24 protein-coding genes are annotated in these 25,306 nt (G+C 58.0%); 17 read left to right on the top strand and 7 right to left on the bottom strand.

What is annotated here, in order from left to right; all coding sequences use genetic code 11:
* Positions 1–191: 191 nt before the first annotated feature.
* Positions 192–1,382, top strand: coding sequence for a chromate efflux transporter (gene chrA, locus ABJT94_RS20190; RefSeq protein WP_348477773.1), 1,191 nt, complete (start codon positions 192–194; stop codon positions 1,380–1,382).
* Positions 1,383–1,516: 134 nt separating this feature from the next.
* Positions 1,517–1,930, top strand: a complete 414-nt coding sequence (locus ABJT94_RS20185; protein ID WP_348477774.1) for a VOC family protein — start codon at positions 1,517–1,519, stop codon at positions 1,928–1,930.
* Positions 1,931–1,989: 59 nt separating this feature from the next.
* Here ABJT94_RS20185 and soxR read toward each other — a convergent pair whose 3' ends face one another.
* A complete protein-coding gene (soxR, locus tag ABJT94_RS20180) occupies positions 1,990–2,430 on the bottom strand; it encodes a redox-sensitive transcriptional activator SoxR (RefSeq protein WP_348477775.1) in 441 nt (146 codons plus the stop codon).
* 368 nt (positions 2,431–2,798) lie between these two features.
* On the opposite strand from soxR, the gene ABJT94_RS20175 reads away from it, so the two are divergent.
* Positions 2,799–3,641, top strand: a complete 843-nt coding sequence (locus ABJT94_RS20175) for a helix-turn-helix transcriptional regulator (protein WP_348477776.1) — start codon at positions 2,799–2,801, stop codon at positions 3,639–3,641.
* 270 nt (positions 3,642–3,911) lie between these two features.
* Here ABJT94_RS20175 and ABJT94_RS20170 read toward each other — a convergent pair whose 3' ends face one another.
* On the bottom strand, positions 3,912–4,064 hold the full coding sequence (locus ABJT94_RS20170; protein ID WP_348477777.1) for a hypothetical protein: 153 nt from the start codon (positions 4,062–4,064) through the stop codon (positions 3,912–3,914).
* A 117-nt stretch (positions 4,065–4,181) separates the two neighbouring features.
* Here ABJT94_RS20170 and dctP point away from each other — a divergent pair, with 117 nt between their 5' ends.
* The 6 genes from dctP (at position 4,182) to ABJT94_RS20140 (ending at position 10,215) form a co-directional block, all read left to right on the top strand.
* Complete coding sequence (gene dctP / locus ABJT94_RS20165; RefSeq protein ID WP_348477778.1) at positions 4,182–5,222, top strand: TRAP transporter substrate-binding protein DctP; 1,041 nt, start codon at positions 4,182–4,184, stop codon at positions 5,220–5,222.
* Between the two features lie 279 nt (positions 5,223–5,501).
* The gene (locus ABJT94_RS20160) at positions 5,502–6,092 is read left to right on the top strand and encodes a TRAP transporter small permease (RefSeq protein WP_348477779.1); all 591 of its coding nucleotides are present in this window, start codon (positions 5,502–5,504) and stop codon (positions 6,090–6,092) included.
* Positions 6,093–6,142: 50 nt separating this feature from the next.
* Complete coding sequence (locus ABJT94_RS20155; RefSeq protein WP_348477780.1) at positions 6,143–7,426, top strand: TRAP transporter large permease; 1,284 nt, start codon at positions 6,143–6,145, stop codon at positions 7,424–7,426.
* Between the two features lie 27 nt (positions 7,427–7,453).
* Complete coding sequence (locus tag ABJT94_RS20150) at positions 7,454–7,897, top strand: universal stress protein (RefSeq protein WP_348477781.1); 444 nt, start codon at positions 7,454–7,456, stop codon at positions 7,895–7,897.
* A gap of 135 nt (positions 7,898–8,032) precedes the next feature.
* Entirely contained in the window at positions 8,033–9,169 is a 1,137-nt protein-coding gene (locus ABJT94_RS20145) for a zinc-binding dehydrogenase (protein WP_348477814.1), read from the top strand.
* Between the two features lie 11 nt (positions 9,170–9,180).
* Positions 9,181–10,215, top strand: a complete 1,035-nt coding sequence (locus ABJT94_RS20140) for a proline racemase family protein (protein WP_348477815.1) — start codon at positions 9,181–9,183, stop codon at positions 10,213–10,215.
* A 19-nt stretch (positions 10,216–10,234) separates the two neighbouring features.
* Here ABJT94_RS20140 and ABJT94_RS20135 read toward each other — a convergent pair whose 3' ends face one another.
* The 5 genes from ABJT94_RS20135 to ABJT94_RS20115 all read right to left on the bottom strand — a co-directional run bounded on the left by ABJT94_RS20135 (position 10,235) and on the right by ABJT94_RS20115 (position 14,686).
* Positions 10,235–10,627 carry a DUF393 domain-containing protein gene (locus tag ABJT94_RS20135; RefSeq protein WP_348477782.1) on the bottom strand — a complete coding sequence of 131 codons (393 nt, stop codon included), beginning with the start codon at positions 10,625–10,627 and terminating at the stop codon, positions 10,235–10,237.
* Positions 10,628–10,635: 8 nt separating this feature from the next.
* Positions 10,636–11,553 (bottom strand): oxygen-dependent coproporphyrinogen oxidase, encoded by a 918-nt coding sequence (hemF, locus tag ABJT94_RS20130; protein WP_348477783.1) that lies wholly within the window; start codon positions 11,551–11,553, stop codon positions 10,636–10,638.
* Between the two features lie 34 nt (positions 11,554–11,587).
* Positions 11,588–12,169 carry an L-threonylcarbamoyladenylate synthase gene (locus ABJT94_RS20125; RefSeq protein WP_348477784.1) on the bottom strand — a complete coding sequence of 194 codons (582 nt, stop codon included), beginning with the start codon at positions 12,167–12,169 and terminating at the stop codon, positions 11,588–11,590.
* A 230-nt stretch (positions 12,170–12,399) separates the two neighbouring features.
* A complete protein-coding gene (dprA, locus tag ABJT94_RS20120; protein ID WP_348477785.1) occupies positions 12,400–13,497 on the bottom strand; it encodes a DNA-processing protein DprA in 1,098 nt (365 codons plus the stop codon).
* Positions 13,498–13,612: 115 nt separating this feature from the next.
* Positions 13,613–14,686 (bottom strand): LysM domain-containing protein, encoded by a 1,074-nt coding sequence (locus ABJT94_RS20115; protein WP_348477786.1) that lies wholly within the window; start codon positions 14,684–14,686, stop codon positions 13,613–13,615.
* 529 nt (positions 14,687–15,215) lie between these two features.
* Between ABJT94_RS20115 and def the strand changes: the two genes are divergently transcribed.
* The 8 genes from def (at position 15,216) to ABJT94_RS20075 (ending at position 25,221) form a co-directional block, all read left to right on the top strand.
* Entirely contained in the window at positions 15,216–15,722 is a 507-nt protein-coding gene (gene def / locus ABJT94_RS20110) for a peptide deformylase (protein ID WP_348477787.1), read from the top strand.
* A gap of 3 nt (positions 15,723–15,725) precedes the next feature.
* On the top strand, positions 15,726–16,694 hold the full coding sequence (gene fmt, locus ABJT94_RS20105; protein ID WP_348477788.1) for a methionyl-tRNA formyltransferase: 969 nt from the start codon (positions 15,726–15,728) through the stop codon (positions 16,692–16,694).
* Positions 16,691–17,980: a 16S rRNA (cytosine(967)-C(5))-methyltransferase RsmB gene (gene rsmB, locus ABJT94_RS20100; RefSeq protein WP_348477789.1), complete on the top strand. Its 1,290-nt coding sequence runs from the start codon at positions 16,691–16,693 to the stop codon at positions 17,978–17,980. Before fmt ends, rsmB begins: the two co-directional genes overlap by 4 nt.
* A 19-nt stretch (positions 17,981–17,999) precedes the next feature.
* On the top strand, positions 18,000–19,376 hold the full coding sequence (trkA, locus tag ABJT94_RS20095; protein ID WP_348477790.1) for a Trk system potassium transporter TrkA: 1,377 nt from the start codon (positions 18,000–18,002) through the stop codon (positions 19,374–19,376).
* 186 nt (positions 19,377–19,562) lie between these two features.
* Positions 19,563–21,011 (top strand): TrkH family potassium uptake protein, encoded by a 1,449-nt coding sequence (locus tag ABJT94_RS20090; protein ID WP_348477791.1) that lies wholly within the window; start codon positions 19,563–19,565, stop codon positions 21,009–21,011.
* A 251-nt stretch (positions 21,012–21,262) separates the two neighbouring features.
* Positions 21,263–22,249, top strand: a complete 987-nt coding sequence (gene glyQ / locus ABJT94_RS20085; protein ID WP_348477792.1) for a glycine--tRNA ligase subunit alpha — start codon at positions 21,263–21,265, stop codon at positions 22,247–22,249.
* A 6-nt stretch (positions 22,250–22,255) separates the two neighbouring features.
* Positions 22,256–24,331, top strand: a complete 2,076-nt coding sequence (gene glyS, locus ABJT94_RS20080) for a glycine--tRNA ligase subunit beta (RefSeq protein ID WP_348477793.1) — start codon at positions 22,256–22,258, stop codon at positions 24,329–24,331.
* A gap of 134 nt (positions 24,332–24,465) precedes the next feature.
* Positions 24,466–25,221, top strand: a complete 756-nt coding sequence (locus ABJT94_RS20075) for a lysophospholipid acyltransferase family protein (RefSeq protein ID WP_348477794.1) — start codon at positions 24,466–24,468, stop codon at positions 25,219–25,221.
* Positions 25,222–25,306: the final 85 nt, after the last annotated feature.

Below are 25,306 nucleotides of genomic sequence, written 5' to 3'. Positions count from 1 at the left end.
GAGCGGCGCCTTGTGGTGAACCTTTTGGGGCGCTCTGGTATGGGCATTTAGACTGTTACAGTACACTAGCAGCGCAATGTGCAGCCATTGTGCATTGCGGAAGGCTGTCTTGGATCTGTCATATTAGCGCCATAAACTGTTCATCAGAATCGTGACGGTGCACTAGCACCCAACTGAACAGGGCCAACACCTTGACTCCCAGTACTGACACCCGGAACACCACCACCTGGCAACGCACCTGGGACGTATTCTGGCGCTTTTTATGGCTGGGGTGCACCAGTTTCGGTGGTCCGGCGGCGCATTTGGGCTATTTTCGCACCACCTTTGTGGTTCGGCTGAACTGGCTCGGTGAAGAACAGTACGCCCACCTGCTGGCGCTGAGCCAGTTTCTGCCCGGCCCCGGTTCGAGCCAGGTCGGCTTCGCGATTGGCCAGCACCGGGCAGGGCTGCCCGGCGCAATCGCGGCATTTATCGGCTTTACCCTGCCGTCGTTTGTGATCATGACCGCCGTGGCGGTGACCAGCCTGACCGCCACGGCCGCCTGGGTTCCAGGGGTTATCATGGGCCTTAAATGGCTGGCTGTGGTCGTGGTACTCGATGCCGTGACCGGCATGTTTGCCCGTTTTTGTGATGCCAAAGCAACCCAGGCGGTCGCACTGCTGTCCCTCGCCACCCTGGTGGTGTGGCCCGGCGTAGGCGGGCAAATGCTGGTATTGCTGGTGGCCGCCGCCTGGGGCGCCAGCCGCCAGACCCGTGACGCGGGCTCCGTTCCTGACGGAACCCGGGGCCGGGTACACTGGCTTTCGCTCGCTGTGTTTCTGCTGCTGGCGGTGGTTGGTGTGTTGGGCTTGCCGGGCAGCCTGTGGGCCGATTTCTACCAGACCGGCGCACTGGTGTTTGGCGGCGGCCATGTGGTGTTGCCGTTGCTGCAGGCCACGGTAGGCGATGCCATCAGTCAGGATGCCTTTCTGCTGGGGTACGCCGTCGCCCAGGCGTTGCCCGGCCCGCTGTTTTCACTGGCGGCTTACCTGGGTGCGCTGCTTCAGCCTGAAACACCGCTGCTTGGCGCGGCGCTGGCCACCCTGGCCATCTTTCTGCCTGGCTTTCTGCTGTTGCTGGCAGTGCGCGACTACTGGCAGGCACTGCTGGCCCGGCCGCGCGTCAGCGGCGCCGTTTCCGGCATCAACGCGGCCGTCGTCGGCTTGCTGATGGCGGCCTTGTACCAACCGGTGTTTCTGCAGGGCGTGCAAGTGCCCTGGCAACTGGCACCGGTGGTGATCGGGGTGCTGTTGCTACGCAGCCAGCGTGTTCCGCTGGTTTTGCTGGTGCTGGGGTTTGCGTTGAGTGGCGTACTGCTGGACGTACTGATGCAGACAAGCTGACACTGTGATTGGCGGCAGCCGGTGGCGCACAGCATCTCGCCAACATTACCTTAAATAATCCCAAAAAAGCACTTTACCTCAAGTTAAGCTGAGGTATTAGCATCGGTGTGGCTAACCACAGAGGAGTCACAGCAATGCATCTGGAACACATCAATCTCGTCATCAAATCACTCGACCGGTCACTGGCCTTTTACCGGGCTGCCTTTCCGCACTGGCGCATTCGCACCCGGGGCGAGGGCACCTGGCACGGCAAGCCCCGAATCTGGGTGCATTTTGGAGACGGCTACCACTACATCGCGCTGAATGAAATGGGGGAAGGCGAGAACCGGGACCTGACCGGTCACCAGGTGGGTCTGGCCCACTTTGCCTATGTCACTCAGAACCTCGATGCGGTGATCAAACGTCTGCGTCAGGCGGGCTTTGAAGTGACCAACCCGGGTGACGAAAATCCCCACCGGCGCAACGTCTACTTCCTTGACCCGGACGGGTTTGAAGTGGAATTTGTGCAGTACCTGAGCGACCTGCCCGAAGAGAGGAATTTGGAATAGTTGTGAGCTGCGAGCTGCGAACTATGCGCTATGAGCTTCGAGTCTTGAGCTAACAGCTCTCAGCTCTCTCCCCCCTCCCAAAGCACCGGCCCGGAGCCTTGCTCGCCGAGAGCATCGTCCGGGTTTCGCAGGCGGCAGTTGTCCATCGATAAACAGCCGCAGCCGATGCAGGTGTTCAGTTCATCGCGCAGGCGTTGCATCGCTTCAATGCGCTCGGTCAGCGCCTGGTGCCAGCGCACCGACAATTGCTGCCAGTTGTCTTTGGTGATGTCCTGTTGCTCACCCAGTTCACGGAACATCTCTGCGATCTCTCTAAGGCTGAACCCAAGTCGTTGTGCCGTCTTGATCACGGCGACCCGGCGCAGCATGCGCCGGTTATAGCGGCGCTGATTTCCAGCGTTGCGTTGGCTGTGAATCAGCCCCTTTTGCTCGTAAAAATGCAGGGTGGCGACCGACACCCCGGCACGTCGTGCCAACTGGCCAACTGATATTTCTGACACGGGACTTACCCTGTTCAACATGACGGGCATCAGACTAGCGCCTGCGTCACCCGAACTGAAGCCCATATCGCCATGCAAAACACACTATTTGTGCCATTGAGTGAACAAAACCAACAGGAGTTATCCACAGAGGTGTCGTTTGCGTCCGCCCAGGGAGCCGCGCCATGGCGGCGTTCGTCGCGCCATGTTCTATTGCGCCGCTATTCAGCAGGATTGTTTATTGTGAAAGGGGTCACATAGCGGTAGCGTCGGTGTCCTTAGCTGACTACCTGGCCAGGGTTTAATACCCAGAGGCGTAGCCGGTGCTTCCAGTACACCCCGATGGCGTCCGATTGACGGCAAACCGGGCCAAAACCAGACTAAACACTATGACTGCAAATCAGTGTGCGACCGGGCCCAGCCCGGGGGTCGATTTCGACGACATTGAGTTTCTGTTCAATGAGAGTGCCGGTGCTTTTATTGCACAGGTCCGCCACATGAACGAGTTGAGCACGCCTGCGATGACGCGGCTGCTGTCGGTTTCCAAGAAAACTTATATGGAGATGGAGAAAGGCAAACGCCAGTACCGCATGCACATCATCAACTGGTGGTGTTTTGTGATGGGCATGTCGCCGCTGCACTTGCTGGCCCAGTCGAATTATTTCAGCCACTTGCCCATTGGCGACTATCGCAATATTCGCCAGGTTCGCCTGGCATCGCTGTTGCAGCGGGTTTCACCGGACGATTGCCTGGCGACCTTGCAAAACATGATCGATCATTGCCCGCGGCATATCGGCCGCGACGCCGATGACTCGGTGTGCATCCAGCCCAGCGAACTTGCCGGTGTGCGGCCGTTTTTCTACGACAAAGACTATTACCGGATGGTGGCCGATGGCCTGCTGTTCTTTCTTCAGGAGAACCAGCTGACCCGGCGTGACCTGGCCCGGTACCTGAATGTCACCCCGCGTACCGTGCGGCGCATTCTCTCGGGTGAGGTGTCCATTAATTTCAGCTACTACGCGCGGTTTTATCTGTCGACCGGTGTTTACCCGTTGCGCATTCTGGATGACAGCCCTTATTTGAAAATCCGGCTGAAACTGGAACAGCGTTTGTGCCTGATCAATGACCTGATCGCCGGTTATGCCAGCTCACCCGACCTGTTGGATGAACTGCTCATTTCACTTTCTCACCTGCCTTTGGGTAACGGCTGGTGTGAGCTGTTCGAACGCTAACCTCATTCCGGCAGCATACCCTCAACCGAGCCTTACACCCTTCCAATAACCCTCAAAATACTTTCGAACACGAAACTTTAATGCTGCCATCTATTTTTCCATTCGCTCACTGTTCCAAACCTAGGTGCGGTTTGCAACCTCTGCTAACTTATTGAAACGAGCATCTTTTTAGCGCACACCGATACCTCGGCTCTACCGATATGCGAGGGTCTTCTTTGGGGGCGATAATTTTAGGGGAATCAGCTTTTATAAGGCTTTCCACTTAGCCATTCAGGCACTTTCAAAGCCGTAGCAGGTCGGGCCGGCTTGGCGCTCGCGATGCCGGGAGAACGGGCTCGTTTGATTGTTGCAAGCCTCCATCATCCCGGTTAGCTGAAATATTTTAATGCCCATTTCCTTGCCAGAGCCGAATTGTTTTGCCATTCTGATATAGCTCTAAAGGATTTTGGGGGTGCTAAGTCGATGGATATCGGCCTGTTTCAGACCCTCAACCCTAACCAACAGAAACCCACCCGGGGTGTTCGACCAGCGCCGGGGTGAATGGAGGTTAACCACATGAAAACATCTGCATCTGTTACCAAGATTTTGGGCATCTCTGCCCTGGCGGCCGCAACTATGGGCGCCGCCACCCTGGCCCAGGCTGCCAACTGGCGCTACGCACACGAAGAGTACGAAGGCGACGTTCAGGACGTGTACGCCTATGCCTTCAAGGAATACATTGAAGACAATTCCGACCACACCCTTCAGGTCTATCGCTTCGGTGAGCTCGGTGAGTCCGATGACATCATGGAGCAAACCCAGAACGGTATTCTGCAATTCGTGAACCAGTCGCCCGGCTTTACCGGTTCCCTGATTCCGGAAGCACAGATCTTCTTTATCCCCTATCTGATGCCCACCGACATGGACACCGTGGTTCAGTTCTTCCGCGAAAGTGAAGCGATTAACGAAGATTTCCCCGAGCTGTACGCAGAGCAAAACCTCGAGCTGCTGCAAATGTATCCGGAAGGGGAAATGGTCGTCACCGCCGACGAACCGATCACCGAACCGGCTGACTTTGATGGTAAAAAAATCCGCATCATGACCAACCCGCTGCTGGCCTCTACCTATGAAGCCTTTGGCGCCACCGCAACCCCGCTGCCCTGGGGTGAAGTGTATGGTGCACTGCAGACCAACATGATTCAGGGCCAGGAAAACCCAATTTTCTGGATTGAATCCGGTGGTTTGTACGAAGTATCTCCCAACCTGACCTTTACCGGGCACGGCTGGTTCACCACGGCGGCCATGGCCAACAAGGATTTCTACGACGGCCTGTCTTCTGAAGACCAGCAGTTGATTCAGGATGCAGCTGACCATGCCTTCGAGGAAATCCTCGTACACATCGACGGCCTGGCTGATGAAGCCCTTGCAGCGATTGAAGCGGCCAGCGATGACGTCACAGTGACTCGCCTGACCGATGAACAGATCGAGATGTTCAAGGCACGGGCACCTGAAGTGGAAGAGACCTTCATCGAAATGACCGGTGAAAGCGGTGAAGCACTGCTTAACCAGTTCAAGGAAGACCTCGAAGAAGTGACCAACTAAAAACCGCAAGCGCTGGCAACGCACTCGCCTTGTCAGCAGAACACCGGGTGCTCTGGTACCCGTTTTGTTCACGGCCAGCTCCCGGCAGCCCGTTTACTGCGCTGCCCCGGGCTGGCCGACATATCCAGATCCATACCCGGGTGGCATTTCTGGTGCTACTCCGCTTGGATACCAGACTCAGCCGCTGCGTCAACGCTGACGGCTGTCTTTGGCCCTGACAACACGGATCTGTTCAGATGAGCCTTTGCTCAGCGTTTGTTACGCACAGGAGCCATTTCAATGTCTGACCCGTCTAATGAAATGGATGACACCGGAGCCTTTGAGTCCGGCCTGCCCGGTTTTCTGGGTGTCATCGATGTCGCCATCAGTAAAGTCGAGGCGGTTATCCTGGCCCTCGGCGTCATCCTGATGGCTGTCAATACCTGCACCAACGTCATACTCCGCTTCGTCTTGGGAGAGGGCCTGTTTTTTTCCGGTGAGATCAACCGGATTCTCATTATTATGATTACCTTCGCTGGCATCGGCTATGCGGCGCGTCACGGGCGGCATATTCGCATGTCCGCTATTTATGACGTGCTGCCGACAACGCCGCGGCGCGTACTGATGATTCTGATTGCCCTGTTTACCTCTGCGATCATGTTTTTCCTGTGTTATTACTCGGTCGATTACATCATGAATCTGTACGATCGTGGCCGCATTTTGCCGGCACTGGGTTTTGAAATCTGGATGATCTATGTGTGGGTGCCTGTCGGTTTCGCTGTTACCGGAACCCAGTATCTGTTAACGGCAATAAAGAACGTGACATCGACCGATGTCTATCTGTCTACCGGCGTGGTGGATGGTTATGCCGACAACGAAAAAGAAGTGTGATCTGACAACGCTTTTTCGTTGACTAAAAGAACACTAAAAATGAGGCAATCATGGCTACGACCCTGATGTTCATAATGATAGGCTTGCTGCTGCTTGGCTTTCCTATGATGATTCCGCTGACCACCGCTGCACTGGTTGGCTTCTACATGATGTTCGATGGTTTCGGACAAAACACGACCTTTATTCAACAGATGATGGGCGGCATTCGCCCGGCTTCACTGATCGCCGTGCCCATGTTCATTCTGGCGGCCGACATCATGACTCGCGGTCAATCCGCCAATCGGCTGATCGATATGGTGATGTCCTTCATCGGACACGTAAAAGGTGGTCTCGCCATCAGTACCGCCGCTTCCTGCACGCTGTTTGGTGCGGTTTCCGGTTCGACTCAGGCGACGGTGGTTGCTGTGGGTTCTCCGCTGCGACCGAAGATGCTCAAAGCCGGATACTCCGATCCGTTTACCCTGGCGCTGATCATCAACGCCAGCGACATCGCGTTCCTGATTCCGCCCAGTATCGGCATGATTATCTACGGCGTCATTTCCGAGACCTCCATTGCCGAACTGTTCATCGCCGGTGTCGGCCCGGGCCTTATGATTCTGGCTTTTTTCTCGCTTTACGCACTGATATACGCCTACCGGAACAACGTACCCACTGAACCCAAAGCCAGCTGGAACGAACGTGGTAAAGCGGTGTTGGGCGCTCTGTGGCCACTCATGTTCCCGGTGATTATTGTCGGTGGTATCTACGGCGGTATTTTCAGCCCGACAGAGGCAGCCGCAGTCTGTGTCCTTTACGCGGTGTTCCTGGAATTCATTGTGTTCCGTGAATTGAAACTGCCAGACATGTACCGCATTGCCAAATCAACCGGCTTAATCACCGCCGTTGTGTTTATACTGGTTGCCGTGGGCAACGGCTTCTCCTGGATTATTTCGTTCGCCCAGATTCCACAAACCATCCTCGAAGCGGTCGGTGTTAACGAAATGGGCCCCGCGGGCGTTCTTATTTCCATCTGCATCGCCTTCTTTATTGCCTGCATGTTCGTCGACCCGATTGTGGTTATTCTGGTACTGACGCCCATCTTTGCACCGGCCATCGCCGCTACCGGGCTGGACCCGGTTCTGGTGGGTATTCTGATTACCCTGCAGGTGGCTATCGGCTCTGCCACGCCGCCTTTTGGTTGCGACATTTTCACCGCCATCGCTATTTTCAAACGGCCTTACTGGGAAGTCATTCGCGGTACACCACCGTTTATTTTTATTCTGATTTTCTCGGCGGCACTGCTGATCATGTTTCCGCAAATTGCGTTGTTCCTACGGGACCTTGCTTTCCGTTGAGTGCATAACTAACAGGGAGACCAACCGATGTTTAAGAAAATGCTGGTGGCTGTTGACGGATCCAAAGCGGCATTGCGTGCCATGGAACAGGCTATTGAGTTTCAGCAAATGACACCCGACGCAGAGATCTTCCTGATCTGCGTCTACAAACACCACAGCCTGTTCGCGGCCTCGCTGTCGGTCGGCCGACCTGAAGATCTGCAAATACCCGATGACACATTGGCTGGCTACGCCAAAGAAATTGTTGAACACGCCAAGCACATTGCTACTGAAAAGGGCGCGAAGAACCTGCGGGGGTTTGTGAAAGGTGGTCGACCGTCTAAGATGATTGTCGAGTTTGCCAAAAGCAAAGGCATTGATTTGATCGTTATGGGTGCCCACGGCACCCATGATGCCAAAGACGGGCTTTTGCTGGGCAGTGTCTCGCACCGGGTTGCCAGTCTGGCGCATTGCCCGACCCTGATCGTCTGAGCGCAGTGCGTGTATTCGGCACCTTAGGGAGCCGGTGCTTTTGTTCCATTGTACATACCCACTTAATCGGTTTTTGGGGCTTCATTCAGGAGGCTGATCGTGCATTCGGGATACAATGACGACATTCCTGCCAGCATGACGGCTATGGTACTGACCGGCCATGGTGGCATTGAGCAACTGGACTACCGGACCGACGTGCCAACGCCTAGGCCCGGCCCGGGCGAGGTGCTGGTAAGGGTCACCGCTTCAGCCAAAAACAACACCGACCGCAAGGCACGCGAGGGCCTTTACCCAACTCAGGATAACGACGAAGTTACCTCCTTCCAGATGGGCGGGGAAGCGACCCTGACCTTCCCGCGCATTCAGGGCGCTGATGTGGTTGGTCGCGTGGCCGCAGTGGGCGATGGCGTCAGCCCGGAACGGCTGGGTGAACGCGGCCTGCTCGATTTCAATATTTACCCCGATGCACGGCGCACCCTGAACCTGATCCCGGATTACTACGGCCACGGTGCCGACGGCGGCTATGCCGACTACGTTGTCGTGCCCGCCGATCAGTTTCATCACATCAGCAATGCTGAGCTCGATGACGCCCAGCTGGCAACTCTGGGAATGTGCTCCTACCAGACAGCGCTGCACATGCTGACCTCGGCCCGGGTAAAAGCCGGTGAGCGAATCCTGGTCACCGGCGCCAGTGGCGGTGTCGGCACGGCGCTGATTCAGCTATGCCGCATTATCGGTGCCATCCCCTATGCGTTAAGCCAGGCCGATAAAACCGAGGCACTGTTAAAACTGGGTGCTGAAGCCGTGTTCGACCGCAGTAACATGCAGGGCTTTACCGAGCGCGTTCTGGAGGTGACCGGCGGCTACCCAATGGATGCCGTTATGGATCTGGTTGGCGGCGAGTCGACCAATCAGTTCATCGACACCATGATCGTCGACATGCACAAACGCAACGACAACCCCCGGCTCAGCATTGCTGGCGCCAGTGGTGGTAACGTCAGTGAACTGCTGTGGACGAAAATCTACCTGTACCAGGTACAACTGTTTGGCGTGTCTCATGGCACCCGCGAAGAAGCGGACCAATTAATTGAATGGATTCGCAGCGGTGAGCTTAAACCGGTATTGCATGCCGCGTTCAAACTCTCCGACCTGCATCGGGCGGAAACCTATTTTATGAACCGGGCCAGCAATTACCTGGGCAAAATCGTGATCGTCCCGGATTCACAATGGGCCGAACATGGTGCACCCCATGCACTGGAGAATGCCGGATGAGCAACCCGCAGGTGCCTTCAACCCTGACGCTGCAATTGCTCGATACCCATGCGGGTGGCGATGTGAGCCGCATAGTTACTGGCGGTATCTCCCCTCTGCCTGGCGCCACCGTGCGTGCGCAAATGGAGTATCTGCGCGACCATGCCGATGGCCTGCGCACCCTACTGCTCGAAGAGCCTTATGGCATTCCGGAAATGTCGATTGACCTGCTGATGCCAGCTACCGACCCGAGGGCCGTCGCGGGGTACATCATCATGGAAGTCATGGGTTATCCGATTTATTCCGGGTCCAACACCCTGTGCACCGCGACAGCGGTACTGGAACTCGGTCTGGTGGAAAAGCAGGAAGGTGAGCAGCATTTCTCTCTGGAATCTCCAGCCGGGCTGGTCAACATTACGGCCCGGGTACGCAACAACGTCGTGGAGTCGGTTACCTGTGAAGGCCTGCCCAGTTACATCGACACCTACCAGGCGGTACTGACAGTCCCGGGCATTGGCGACGTCACCTACAGCGTTGCCTACAGCGGTGGCTTCTATGCCCTGGTCGATGCAACCGAGCTCGGCTTTGACCTGACACCGGATGAAGAGCGCGCCCTCAGCGACTGCGCCCACGCTATTGTTACAGCCATTCAGGCCGAGCCACCCTATTCACACTACAGCCTGGGCGATGTCGGGCCGCTTCCCTTTCTGCATTTTATGGGACCGATAGAGACGGTCAGAGAGGGCTATTACCGGTCGCGCTCGGCGACTTACGTACACCCCGGTGTCATTTGCCGCAGCACCACCGGCACCGGTACTTCAGCCAGACTGGCGCTGATGCATTACGAAGGCCTGATCAGGCCCGGCGACAAGCTGGAAACGGTTTCGTTACGAGATACCCGTTTTGTGGGTGAATACAAGGGGATACAACAGCAGGCTCGCTTCCCGGTGATTGAAAACACCATTACCGGTAAGAGCTACGTGATTGCGAAATCAGACATTCTGGTTAACGGTGATGACCCCATGGTCACCACCCAGGGGCTGGACCAACTGCTGTCTGTTAAATAACCCGGCGTCGGCTTGCGGTTCACTCCGCCTGGGAAGGAGGCAACTGGCAGGTTCCGGTGCTGCAATAGCGCCGATCAAACCGGCGGTCTGCCCAGCGCCGATACAGATTGCCGGCAACGGACACCACACCAGGCCACAACAGCGGTCGGAACAACCAGCCTACCCGGGTGTGTTGCCAGGCTGCCACCGTCGCGTTCAGGCCGGTAACCCACTCACCACTGTCTGTTTGCAAATGCAGCGTCCGCAGCAAAGAGGCCCGGTCGGGCTGATGGGCATCGGGCAAGTGGTGAATGTCGCGCAGCGCAAGCCCGCGGTCGGCAAGGCGACGCAGCAGGCGAACTTCTTTGGCGCACAACGGGCATGACCCGTCGAAATAGAGAGTATCCATACCCAACTCTACGAGCCATTTCATGGTCGGGATCAGTCAGCCCAGTGTTGCGGCTTTAGATAGTGCGTTAGTAACCGTTCTTCATCACTGCCGGGTTCGGGTGTATGGCCGTACACCCATTGCACGTGAGGCGGCAGCGACATCAGGATCGACTCGGTACGTCCGCCAGACTGCAGCCCGAACAGAGTGCCCCGGTCGAACACAAGATTGAATTCCACGTAGCGACCACGGCGCACTTCCTGCCAATCACGATGCGCCTGGGTGTAGGGCGTTGCCTTGCGCCGTTGCAGGATGGGCAGATACGCATCGAGATAACTGTTGCCAACGGCCTGCATAAACCCAAAGCAGGTTTCAAAATCCCACTCGTTCAGATCGTCATAAAACAAACCGCCGATGCCGCGGGGTTCATTGCGGTGTTTCAGATAAAAGTAATCATCGCACCAGGTTTTAAAACGCGGATACACCGACTCACCGAAGGGTTCGCACGCCGCCTTGGCCGTTTGATGCCAGTGCTTGCAGTCTTCATCGAATCCGTAGAAAGGCGTCAGATCGTAACCGCCACCGAACCACCAGACCGGCTTCATGCCGTCTTTTTCGGCCACAAAAAAGCGCACATTGGCATGCGACGTTGGCGCAAAGGGGTTGCGCGGGTGAATCACCAGCGACACGCCCAACGCCTGCCAGCGACACCCGGCCAGTTCGGGACGGTGCGCGGTGGCGCTGGCAGGCATGGTATCGCCCATCACATGGCTGAAACCGACACCGCCTTTTTCAATCACGGACCCGCCCTGTAAAACGCGTGACCGGCCACCTCCGCCTTCGGTGCGCTCCCAGCTTTCTTCCGCAAAACGAGCCGATCCGTCTTCACGCTCGAGTGCCGCACAGATGCGATCCTGCAAGTCGAGCAGGTAGGCTTTTATGGGTTCGATATCGAATTCAGTCTGTGTCATGCGGTCTCCAGAGTGACAGGGGCGGCGGGTAGGCTCAGGCTCGAAACAGCTCACCGGTCAGCAAATCACGAATCTGACTCGGCTGGGCACCGGGAAACGTTTTGCCCGGTGCAATGCCATCGAGTTCGGCACCCAGCTTCAGGGCTACCTGTAAGCGGTCGGTCAGCGCGGGTTTGCCACTGCGATTGGCACTGGTCGACACCAGTGGGATGCCCGCATGGCGACACAAGGCCCGTGCCATCGGGTGACCCGGCACACGTACTGCAATGGTCGGGCGATTGCCGGTTACCCAGGCGGGCAGGCTACCATTATGTTCGACAACCCAGGTGAACGGACCGGGCCAGCGCTCGGTCATGCGGTAAACCAGATCGGAACTCAGCGGGGCGAGAAAGGGGGCAAGCTGCTCGTAGTCGGCCGCAATAATGATCAGCCCCTTGTCGACCGGGCGCTCTTTGATGGACAAAATTCGCCCGACGGCATCAGGGTTCCAGGGGTCACAGCCCAACCCCCAAACGCCCTCGGTCGGGTAAGCCACCACACCACCGGCCAGCAGTCGCTTGCCCAGTTGGCGGGCTGCAAAATCGAGGGGTTTTGGCAGCAGAGTTTCTGCAGTCACGATAAGGGAATCCGGATTCAGACCAGGGAGCGGGGAAGGGTACTGAATTAAAAGACGCGGAACAATAAAAGACGCGAAACATCGAAAGACGCAGGACATGAACAGACGCAGAACAAGAACTGACGCAAGAGCCTAATTGACGTCTTTTTAGTTTTACGTCTTTTCATGTTTTGCGTCCCTTGGTGTTCCGCGTCTTTTATTGTCCCGCGTCCTTCCATATCCTACGGCATTTAAAGTCGGCAATAACCCCCGGGTTGCTGTTGAATCCATCCGGCCAACTCCAGTTCCAGCAGGGGTTCCAGCAAAGTCTGGGACGGGCATTCCAGATGGTCACTGAGTACATCCAGCGGCTGGGGCTCCGATGACAGCAACCCCAACAGGGTGGTTTGCAGTTCGGGCAGGTTTGGGTCCAGCGGTGGGCAGGGTGCTTCGGGTGAACGAATACGCAGAGATTCCAACATACCATCGCCCAGCAAATCATCAATGCTGGTCAGCAGCTGAGCGCCATCCTGAATCAGCCGGTGGCAGCCTGCCGTATTTGGATTGCTGATGTCGCCGGGCAGTGCAAACACCTCGCGGCCCTGTTCCAGCGCATGATCTGCGGTAATCAGTGAGCCGCTGCGCTCGGCCGCTTCCACCACCACAATGGCGTCGCTCAACCCGCTGATGATGCGGTTTCGTCGTGGAAAATGGCCGGGTTTGGGCTGCGTGCCCAACGGGTATTCGGACACCAGGGCACCGTGACTTATTACCTGGGAGAACAGCCCTGCATTCTGCTTGGGGTAAACAACATCGACACCGCAGCCGAGCACCGCCAGTGTCTTGCCACTGCCTTCCAGCGCGCCCTCATGGGCACAGGCGTCGATACCCGCCGCACCGCCACTGGTGACCACGAAGCCAGCTTCACTGATCCCGCGCCCTAGGGTCAGGGCATGTTTGCGCGCCGAGAGGCTGGCATTGCGGCTGCCGACCACACCAACCTGGCTCTGCGCCAACAGATCCGGATTACCCCGCACCCACAACATGAGAGGCGGATCTGGAATGTGGGTCAATAACAGCGGGTAGGCGTCACATTGCAAACTGACCAGATGACAATTTTCCTGCTGCTGCCAGCGCATCTGCTCCAGCGCACGCCGGTATACAGGGTGCTGTTCACCCAGGTTGTGAATGTCGCATAGGGTTTGCTTGATAGCGGGGGGTAGCGGCCAGCGCCGGGCGTGCCGGAACAGGTCGCGGGGGTCGTCCACCACGTCCAAAAGCTGGTGGCAACGTTTCAGGCCGAAACCGGGCGTCAATACCCAGCACAGCCAGTGCAGGCGTTCATCCATGCAAACGGGTCCTTTTCCCTGATGTGGCTCCGGCTGTTTCCCTGCCGGACATGACGATTTACTGCTTGAGGCCGGAACCGCTCTACCATGAGCAGCCCCGGACGGGTGCGACCGGTCAGAAACCCGGTGAACGCACCTGATCACCCACGCTCATGGGCAGATCGGCTTCCAGAATCAGGCCGTAAGAGGCTTTCTCGAACACTCGAAAGACCATCATCAACCCGGCGTCTGTTTCCGGCAGTTGCAGGCGATCATTGGTAATCGGGTCGCGCACCCGGTCACCACGCAAATGGACCCGGAAGATATTGCCCGCTTCCAATCCTTCGCGTGCTCCCTTGTTGATGGTGACAACATCGAACTGACCAATACTGCGCACACCGCGCGCAACCCGCAGGATCTCACCTTCAACGCCATCGGGTGGCTCACTCGGGTAGAACATGGAATTCAACAGCGTCTCGTCGGAAGGCAGCAGACGGTCTCGCAGACCAATTTGCTGGTTGGTGCGCTGCAGGCCCAGGGTGCCGATGTCGCGGCTGTAATCCGACAGGCGTGCCTGGCCCAGTTCGATCGCTTCGAACCCCAGGTCTTCGCCCGTGTCAGGGTCTGTCAGTGGCTCGCCTTCGCGGTATATCTGGTAGGTGCGCAGAGATTCGTCGAAATCACCCCGTGCGTAAACGGTATCGCCAGCGCCCACAATCAGACGGCCTTCCTGTCCGCTGACGATGTAAGGCGCTTCTGTGAGCTGATTTTCCGAAAGAATGCGGTTGCCGGTCAGGAAACCCGCCACGTATTCACGGGGAATGGAAGGGATGGCACCCAGAATGGGGGTGACACGGGCGGTGGGTCGTAATTTGACCAGGCCACCTTCAACGTCTTCCGGCGAAACGCGCACGGTGCTGGCATCTTCACCCCGGGTGAGCGTCGTCAGCCGCTGTTCGCCATCGACCAGAATGAGCCCGATAACATCGCCGGGGTAAATCAGGTGCGGGTTTTCAATTTGCGTGTTGAGTTGCCAGATGTCCTGCCATTTCCAGGGGTCGGCCAGGTACATTTCAGCGATATCCCAGAGTGTATCGCCTTTCTGAACGGTATAGCGTTCGGGCACATCGGCATTGAGCGCAACGTTTTCCGACCACGCAGGAAGCGCGCCGAAGCACAGAATGACAAAAGCTGCGATGGTGTTCCTCATGGCCAGTTTCCCTATAACAATCTACGGTACGGTCTATGGTGCGCCACAATAAGGTCAATGGTGCGATCAATATTAATTGGTAACCAAACGATCACTGGAGTGATCAGTATATAAGCAGTCGCCCGGAAAGCCGACCTGCAAAACAGGCAGATTTTGCCGTTCAATTCATCGCGGTTGGTAACCCGCCGGGACTAGCTTTAACTCTTCACCGGTCAAGGTACCTGGGGCCGGGTCCGTATTAAGCGCTTACACCTGCTCTAAGAGTGACCACTTTTAGTTTAGCAGTCAATCGCTTAGCGAGACATATTAAAGCCCACTGTGAGCTGTTTTAGACGCTTTATCGCTGGTTTTGAGAGCAATGTCACACTAAACCCGGACCAAACCCCGGGTAGAAGTCATGGCCTAACGCTGTATGTCCCGGATTTTTTACCGTTTTTAGCACCTTGCCTTGCGTTGCAAGCACCGGTTTGCGCCCATATTGTGTAAAATGCGCTCATAACACTCCGAATTAAGACAAGGCACTGGAACCATGGCATTACTGGACATACTCGAATACCCCGATCCGCGCTTGCGAACCGTCGCCAAACCGGTAAAGACGGTCGATGACCGCATTCGCACCCTGGCCAGCGACATGCTGGAAACCATGTACGATGCACCGGGTATTGGCCTGGCTGCCAGTCAGGTGAACGTGCATGAACGCGTGATTGTGGTGGATATCTCCGAAGAGCAGGATGAGCCACACATTTTCATCAACCCCGAATACGAAAAACTCGGCAACGATATCGACTACCAGGAAGGCTGCCTGTCGGTACCGGGCTATTACGAGAAAGTAACCCGCTCCGACAAGATTCATGTGAAGGCACTGAATGTTGATGGCGAGCCCTTTGAACTGGTTGCTGAAGATCTGCTGGCCATTTGCATTCAGCATGAGATCGACCATCTCGATGGCAAACTCTTCGTCGACTACCTGTCCAACCTGAAGCGCACACGGATTCGCAAGAAGCTGGAAAAACAGCACAAACAGATGGCGTCCTGATTCATGTCGCTGAAGGTTATCTTCGCCGGAACCCCCGAGTTCGCGGCAGAGCACCTGCGCGCAGTACTCGGCTCTGATCATGAGGTTATTGCCGTTTACACCCGCCCTGACCAACCAGCAGGGCGTGGGCGCAAGCTCACGGCATCGCCCGTTAAAACCGTGGCCGAAGCGGCTGGCATTCCGGTGTATCAGCCCGCCACGCTGCGCAACAGCGACGCCCAGGCAGAACTGGCGGCGTTAAACGCCGACCTGATGATCGTCGTCGCCTACGGGCTGATTCTGCCGCAGGCTGTGCTCGATGCACCGCGCCTGGGTTGCATCAATGTTCACGCCTCCCTGCTACCCCGCTGGCGCGGTGCCGCCCCCATTCACCGGGCACTGCTGGCCGGTGACGCTGAAACCGGCGTAACCATCATGCAGATGAACGCCGGGCTCGATACCGGCGATATGCTGCTCAAGGCCCGATGCCCGATCACACCCGACATGACCAGCGAACGCCTGCATGACGCGCTGATCGAGTGCGGCAAGCCCGCGCTGATCGATGCCCTGGCCAGCCTGGAAGCCGGCACCGCAAAGGCCGAACCGCAAAACGATGCCGACGCCACCTACGCCGAAAAACTCAGTAAGGCCGAAGGCGAGATCAACTGGGCTGAAAGCGCCGCGCACATTGACCGCCAGATTCGCGGGCTGACGCCCTGGCCGGGGGCCTATACGTACTGGCAAGGCCAGACGCTGCGCATTCACCAGGCCCGCGCCGGTGACCAGTCCGCTACCCACTCGCCCGGTACCATCCAGCAATTCAATCCGGCCGACCTGGTGGTTGCCTGCGGCACAGGCACCCTGGTAATCGAACGACTGCAATTGCCCGGCAAGAAAGCCATGGCGACCGCCGATGTACTGAACGCGCGCCGTGCGGCCTTCGAAGCCGACCCGGTTTTCACCAGCACCCACCCAGTCGAGGCCGCCCCATGAGCCAGAATGTCCGTGTCCTGGCGGCTCAGACCATATTGCAAGTCGCCGATCAGGGTCGCTCGCTGAGCGACTTGCTGCCGCGCTATCGCGACACCCTGGAAGAGACCGATCGCGGCCTCTACCAGAAACTGGTGTATGGAACGATTCGGCATTACCTCAGCCTCGACGAACTGTCACGCACCCTGCTCGACAAGCCCATTCAGCATAAAGAGCGGGTGATCCAGATGCTGTTGCTGGTGGGGTTGTACCAATTAATGTACCTGGACATACCCGAACACGCCGCCCTCAACGAAACCGTCGACGCCACCAAGCCGCTGAAAAAGCCCTGGGCCAAAGCCCTGTTGAATGCGGCATTGCGGCGCTTTCAGCGCGAGCGCGAGGCACTGCTCACCAACCTTCAGAACCAGCACGCCATGCCCGGCTGGCTGACCCGCCAACTGCGCAAGGATTACCCGGAACAGTGGCTCGACATCATGGCCAACAGCAACGATCAGGGGCCGATGACCCTGCGTGTGAATCAGCGCCAGGGCAGCCGTGAAGCCTGGCTGACAGACGCCGACGCCGCTGGCCTGTCAGTCGAGCCCTCGGCCATCACAGCCTCAGCCGTCACCCTGGCGCAACCGGTCGGCGTATTGCAGTTGCCGGGTTTCGAGCAGGGCCGGGTCAGCGTTCAGGACGAAGCCGCGCAGCAATGCGCCTTTCTGTTGGACCCCAAAGACGGCGAGCGCATTCTCGACGCCTGCGCTGCACCGGGTGGCAAAACCGGCCACCTGCTGGAACGGGCGGATGTTCAGGTCACCGCCCTCGACATCGACGCCGGGCGACTGGAGCGGGTGCAGGAAAACCTGACCCGCATTGGCCTTAAGGCCGACCTGAAAGCAGCCGATGCGGCCGAGCTGAAAAGCTGGTGGGACGGCACCCCCTTTGACCGAATATTGCTCGACGCCCCCTGCTCCGGCACCGGCGTCATTCGCCGCCACCCGGACATCAAGCTGCTGCGCAAACCCAAAGACGTTGAGTTCCTCACCCAGGTGCAGGACACCCTGTTGCATCGCCTCTGGCAAACGCTCAAACCGGGCGGAACCCTTCTGTATGCAACCTGCTCGCTGTTGCAGCGGGAGAATTCGGAGCGCATCAGTGCCTTTCTTGCGCGCCAGGCCGATGCCAGAGCCGTTAAGCTGCAACTGGCGGGTGACGCCGAGGTCGAGGTCGGGGTACAGTGGCTGCCTCAACCAGGCAGCCATGATGGGTTTTATTTTGCGTTGCTTGAAAAAGTGGCTGAATAGGTCGTAAAAGGACACAGGCGTGAAAATTATCATGTTGGGTGCCGGCCAGGTCGGCGCCACGCTGGCGGAGAACCTGGCCAGCGAAGACAATGACATCACCGTCGTCGACACCGATGCCGAGCGCCTGCGCAACCTGCAGGACCGGCTCGACATACGTACCGTCACCGGCATGGCGTCATTGCCCAATATTCTGGCCCAGGCCGGTGCCGAAGACGCCGACTTGCTGATTGCCGTGACCAGCAGCGACGAAGTCAACATGGCAGCCTGCCAGGTAGCCTACACCCTGTTTCGCACGCCGACCAAGATCGCCCGTATTCGAAGCCCACAATATACCCAGCACAGTGAAAAACTCTTTACACCGGAAGCCGTTCCGGTCGATGTACTGATCAGCCCCGAGCAACTGGTCACCAATTACATTCAGCGGTTGATAGAGACGCCAGGGGCCCTTCAGGTGCTGGACTTTGCTGGTGGCAAATTGCAACTGGTAGCCGTGCGGGCCTACCACGGCGGGCCGCTGGTGGGCCAGGAGCTGCGGTTCCTGAAACAGCACATGCCCTCGGTGCACACCCGGGTTGCCGCCATTTTCCGCAAAGACCGGCCCATCATCCCGGAAGGATCCACCGTCATCGAAGCCGATGATGAAGTGTTCTTCATCGCCGGGCGCACCGACATTCGAGCGGTGATGAGTGAGCTGCGCAGCAAAGAGCGCTCCTATAAACGCATCATCATCGCCGGTGGCGGCAACATTGGCTATCGGCTCGCGCTGGGCCTCGAAAGCCGCTATTCGGTTAAATTGCTGGAACGCAACGAAGCCCGCTGCCAATGGCTCAGCGAACATCTCAATCATGCCGTTGTGCTGCGCGGCGACGCCTCCGACCAGGATTTATTGCTCGACGAAAACGTCGAAGACACCGACATCTTTCTGGCACTGACCAATGACGACGAAGCCAACATCATGGCCTCCATGCTGGCCAAACGCCTCGGTTCGCGTAAAGTCATGACGCTGATCAACAACTCGGCCTATGTCGATCTGGTGCAAGGCGGTGAAATCGACGTTGCCATTTCACCTTCGCAAACCACCATTGGCAGCCTGCTGACCCACGTGCGCCGCGGTGACATCGTCAATGTGCACTCCCTGCGCCGCGGTGCGGCGGAAGCCATTGAGGCTATCGCTCACGGCGACAAGCGTTCTTCCAGAGTGGTCGGCCGGGCCATCGAAGACATCGACCTGCCCGAAGGCTGCACCATTGGTGCAATCGTGCGCAACGAGGAAGTCTTGATCGCCCGCGATGATCTGGTCATTGAATCCGACGACCACGTCATCCTGTTCCTGATCGACAAACGAAGAATCAGCGACGTCGAGCGATTGTTCCAGGTGGGATTGACGTTCTTTTAGAAGCCTTAGGTTAGCGATGAATCCAAGGTTGCGGGGTAGATTCAAGGAGCAGCGGGCAGGAAGCCCGCGTCCCGAACATCGGCACAGGGACGTGTCTCTGTCCGGCGGCGGATTGAAACTGACCCGTGACCCGAACTCACGCCAACGTAGACCAAATAACCAACTTGCCTGGAGTTAGCCCGAGAGATGCACTATCGAATGACCATCAAGGTTCTTGGCTTGCTGCTGATGGTCTTCAGTCTGTCGATGCTGCCGTCGGTGCTGGTGTCTTTCTATTATCAGGACGGCATTCACAACGCCTTTATTCTGGGTTTCCTGCTAACGCTCGTGGCCGGCTTTGTCAGCTGGATGCCGGTTCGGCATTACCAGGGTGAGCTGCGCACGCGCGATGGTTTTGTCATCACCGTGTTGTTCTGGGTGGTGCTGGGCCTGGCCGGTTCCATACCGATCCATCTGGCCCCAACGGCCACGGTGACCTACACCGACTCCTTCTTTGAAAGCTTTTCCGCGCTGACTACCACCGGTGCCACCGTCGTCGTCGGCCTCGACTCGCTGCCCAAAAGCCTGCTGTTCTACCGTCAGCAACTGCAATGGATGGGCGGCATGGGGATCATCGTGCTGGCCGTGGCAGTACTGCCCATGCTGGGCATCGGTGGTATGCAGCTGTACCGCACCGAAACCCCCGGGCCGGTCAAGGACACCAAGCTGACACCGCGCATTACCGAGACGGCCAAGGCCCTCTGGTACATCTATGCGGCTCTGACCATTGCCTGTGCATTGGCCTACTGGATCGCGGGGATGAGTCCCTTCGATGCCATCGCGCACAGCTTTTCCACGGTCGCCATTGGCGGCTTCTCAACCCATGATGCCAGCATGGGTTATTTCGACAGTGTCGCCATCGAAATGGTCGCCGTGGTCTTCATGATCCTGTCGGTCGCGAACTTTGGCCTGCACTTTGTCGCCTGGCGCAATCGCAGTATCAAGCAATACCTGCTCGACCCCGAGTACCGGTTCTTTATTGTCATTCTGCTGGTGTTCGTGGTCATGACCACCGCGACACTGATGGTCACCCGCGTCTATGCCCCAGGCGAAGCCTTACGCTACGGAATCTTTGAATCCGTTTCGTTGCTCACCACCACCGGCTACGGTACGGCCGATTTCGCCTCCTGGCCGCTGTACCTGCCGTTTTTCCTGATACTGGCGTCTTTTATTGGTGGTTGTGCCGGGTCCACGGCAGGTGGCATCAAGGCCATACGCACCATGTTGCTGCTGAAACAGGGTCTGCGCGAGATCAAACGGCTGATTCACCCAGCAGGCGTGTTTCCGATCAAGGTGGGCAAGCGTCCTGTTGGCGACCGAGTCATCGAAGCCGTCTGGGGCTTTTTCAGCATGTACATTATGATCTACGGGCTGATTCTGTTTGCCCTGCTCGCCACCGGCATGGACTTCGTCACCAGCTGGTCAGCTGTGGCGGCGGCCCTGAACAACCTGGGCCCCGGTCTCGGCGACGTCGCCAGCCATTACGCCAACATTCCCGACGTGGCCAAATGGGTGCTGTGCATCGCCATGCTGCTGGGCCGACTGGAAATTTTCACCCTGCTTGTTCTGTTCTCGCCGCACTTCTGGCGCAGTTAGCACTAAAGCTTAAGTGTGCCGGTGACACTAGCGGCGGATGCCGGGTGAACCCTTGTGGGGTAGTCCGCAGCATGGATGCTGCGGCCTAGGCTCCATGGATGGATTGAGTGGGCGGCATCCCGCCCGACCCCACAAGGGTTTACCCGGTAACCGTCGCGGGCCAGTGTCTCCCAGCCACAGTGACCCCGCCGCACCGCCTATGTATAATGCTGCGTTTGATTTTTGACCTTCCGACATCAGGATGTTTCGCTGTGACTGAACAGACCACGCCATCGACAGCACCACCCAACGATTCAACCACGGCCCGCAATCTGAAGACGTTTCAGGGCCTGATTCTGACGCTGCAACAATACTGGGCCGACCAGGGTTGTGTGATTCTGCAGCCGCTGGATATGGAAGTGGGCGCAGGCACCAGCCATCCGGCGACATTTTTGCGCGCCATCGGGCCAGAAACCTGGAACGTGGCCTATGTGCAGCCATCGCGTCGCCCGACCGACGGTCGTTACGGCGAAAACCCGAACCGCCTGCAGCACTATTACCAGTACCAGGTCATTTTGAAGCCGAACCCGAGCAACATTCAGGAGCTGTATCTGGGCTCGCTGGAGGCTATTGGTGTTGACCCTCTGGTGCACGACATCCGCTTTGTTGAAGACAACTGGGAAAACCCGACGCTGGGTGCCTGGGGTCTGGGCTGGGAAGTCTGGCTGAACGGCATGGAGGTGACTCAGTTCACCTACTTCCAGCAAGTCGGTGGCATTGAGTGTTACCCGGTCTCCGGCGAAATCACCTACGGCCTGGAACGCCTGGCCATGTACATTCAGGACGTCGATAACGTCTACGACCTGGTCTGGACCATCGGCCCCGATGGCAGCAAGGTCACCTACGGCGATGTGTACCTGCAGAACGAAATCGAGCAGTCAACCTACAACTTCGAACACGCCGATGTCGACAACCTGTTTCACCAGTTCGAATACCACGAAGGGGAAGCCCGCAAGCTGATCGACTTGAACTTGCCGCTGCCTGCCTACGAGCAAATTCTCAAGGCTGGCCACACCTTTAACTTGCTGGACGCCCGCCACGCCATCTCGGTTACCGAGCGCCAGCGTTATATTCTGCGCATTCGCACCCTCTCCCGGGATGTCGCCAAAGCCTACTATGAAGCCCGCAAAGCCATGGGCTTTCCGATGGCGCCAGCAGCGCTACGCGAAGAAATTCTCAGTGCCGGGAACAAGGACTAAGACCACATGACACAGGCTGATTTTCTGATTGAACTGGGCACCGAAGAACTGCCGCCCAAGGCACTGAAACCCTTGCAGGATGCCTTCGCCGATGGCCTGACCCAGCGCCTGAAAGACGCTGGCGTGAGCTTCGGCGACACCGAACGTTATGGCGCGCCGAGACGACTGGCCGTTTTGATTCGTGACCTGGGGCTGGCGCAACCGGACGAGGCTTTCGAACGCCGGGGCCCCGCCGTCAAAGCGGCCTTCGATGCCGAAGGCAAACCGACCAAAGCCGCCGAAGGCTTTGCCCGCGGCAACGGCGTCAGCGTCGATGCGCTGGAACGCATGGAAACCGACAAGGGCGAATGGCTGGTCTACCGTGGCGTCGAACCTGGCAAGGCCACGGCAGATTTGCTGCCGGAGCTGGTACAGCAAACCCTCGATGCCCTGCCGATTCCCAAGCGCATGCGCTGGGGCACAAGCCGCGACGAGTTTGTACGTCCGGTACAGTGGCTGGTCATGCTGTTGGGCAACGACGTGGTGCCTGCCACCGTTTATGGCATTGAATCCGGCCGGTTAAGCCGGGGCCATCGTTTCCACGCGCCGGTCGATATCGAGATTTCCGAACCGGCCGCCTATGCCGAGACATTGCGCACGCAAGGCAAGGTGCTGGCGTCGTTCAATGAGCGCCGCGACTACATTGAAACTCAGGCAAAAGCCGTGGCCAAAGCCGAAGGCGTTGAGGTGGTCATCGACCCCGATTTGCTCGACGAAGTGACGGCGCTGAACGAATGGCCGGTCGCCTTGCTCGGTAGTTTCGAATCCCGCTTCCTCTCGGTACCGGCCGAAGCGCTGGTATCGTCGATGCAGGAGCACCAGAAATACTTCCCAACGCACGACAGCAAGGGTGAATTGGCGCCACGCTTTGTGTTTATCGCCAACCTGGAAAGCAAAGACCCGGCCCAGGTAATCGCCGGTAACGAGAAAGTCATTCGCCCGCGCCTGGCCGATGCCGCCTTTTTCTGGGATACCGACCGCAAGACCCCTCTGGTCGACCGGGTGGAGAAACTCAAGTCGGTGACCTTTCAACAGCAATTGGGGTCGATGTACGACAAGGCCACCCGCTTGCGCGCCATCGCCGGTGAAATCGCCCGGCGACTGGGCGATGACGTCGAGCAGGCGGAACGCGCCGCCTGGCTGGCCAAGGCCGATCTGGTCACAGACATGGTGTTTGAATTCGACGACATGCAGGGCATTGCCGGCTACTACTACGCCCTGCACGATGGCGAACCCAAGGCTGTAGCCCAGGCTATTATCGAACAATACCGCCCCGCCGGTGCCGGTGACGAACTGCCGCTGAGCCGCGCTGGCATGGCGGTGGCATTGGCCGACCGGCTCGATAACCTCTCCGGTCTGTTTGGCATCGGCCAGCCGCCAACCGGCACCAAAGACCCCTTCGCACTGCGCCGGGCTGCCCTTGGGGTGCTGCGCATTCTGGTCGAGCGCGATCTGGATCTGGATCTGGTCGAGCTGGTCACCTTCGCCGCCGATCAGAATGCCAATCTGCCGCAGCGGGATACCCTGGTACCCCAGGTGGTCGACTATGCGCTCGACCGCTTCAGTGCCTGGTACGCCGATGCCGGTTTCCGCCACGATGTGTTCCAGGCCGTGCGGGCGCTGAACCCGAGCCGACCGCTGGACATCGACCGCCGGGTGAAAGCCGTGGCCAGCTTCAGTCATCTGGTGGAAGCCGAAGCGCTGGCGGCCGCTAACAAACGGGTTTCAAACCTGCTGGCCAAGGCCGAAGGGGATATCCGTGACGGCGTCGACGTCGCCCTGTTTGAATCCGACGCCGAAAGCACCCTCTGGCAGGCAATACAGTCAGCCGAGGCTCATATCACCCCTATGCTGGCGGTCGTAGACTATCAGGGCGCCCTGCAGCACCTGGCCAGCCTGCGCGACAGCGTTGATGCCTACTTTGATGGTGTCATGGTGATGGCCGACGATGCTGCGGTGCGCAACAACCGCCTGGCGGTGTTGTCGAAATTGCGCCAGTTGTTTCTGAAAGTGGCCGACATTTCGGTACTACAGGCCCAGTAAGGCGAGTGAATGCGGGCCAGCTCCGGCCCGCGTCTCTTCCCCCGGGGAAAGGCTAAATTCACTTAAACGACATCGCCCGGACACTGTTTGTCGGTACACTGGGCGCCACTTTTAATCTGGCGAGAGCTGACGCTATGTGGTTGGCCTACCTGCGAACCTTTGTTTTTTATGCCTTTTTCTACGGGCCGTTTACCATTCTGTGGGCGTCGTTTTGCGCCCTCTTTGCCTATTTGCTGCCCTACCGGTTGCGCTATCACTTCGTGGTGGGTACCTGGGCCAAGCTGACGGTGTTCGCCAGCCGCTGGATTCTGGGCATCAAGTACCGCATTACCGGGCTCGAAAACCTCGACGGTACCGCGGGGGTAGTAGTGTCCAATCATCAGTCAGCCTGGGAAACCTTTTTCCTGCAGCGGCTGTTTCGGCCCCAGACGCAGGTGATCAAACGCAGCCTGCTGAAAATCCCCTTCTTCGGGTGGGCGTTTTCGATGTTGCGCCCCATCGCGATCGACCGGGCCGACCGGGTAGGCGCCATGAACCAGATTCTCGAACAGGGCATACCGCGCCTGAACGACGGTATTTTCGTGCTGATTTTCCCGGAAGGCACCCGGGCAGAACCCCACAAGGTTCGCAATTTTCAGCAAGGGGGCGCGCGCCTGGCCAAGGAAGCGGGCGTGCCACTGATTCCGGTAACTCACAATTCCGGCGATTATTGGCTGAACAAGCGCTTCGTGAAACTGCCTGGCACCATCGACGTCATCATTCACCCGCCCATTAACCTCGGCAGCCTAAAAGCCAGCGAAGGCACAAAACTCGCTCACACGGTCATCAGTGATGGCTTAACCCGCATTCAGGCGCAACACGAACGGGTGAATAGCAAACACCGGCATTAAGCCATACCCTGGCCTCATACCTATCGGCCTTCGCCCGGTAACGTCAGATACCGTCAGACGGGCCTGTCCGCTCACACATACGGTG

Origin of the sequence: Saccharospirillum sp. (assembly GCF_039982735.1) — a bacterium.
Taxonomy (GTDB): domain Bacteria; phylum Pseudomonadota; class Gammaproteobacteria; order Pseudomonadales; family Natronospirillaceae; genus Saccharospirillum.
Note: the sequence above shows the minus strand (reverse complement) of the source record. Positions and strands in the feature narration are given on the sequence as shown.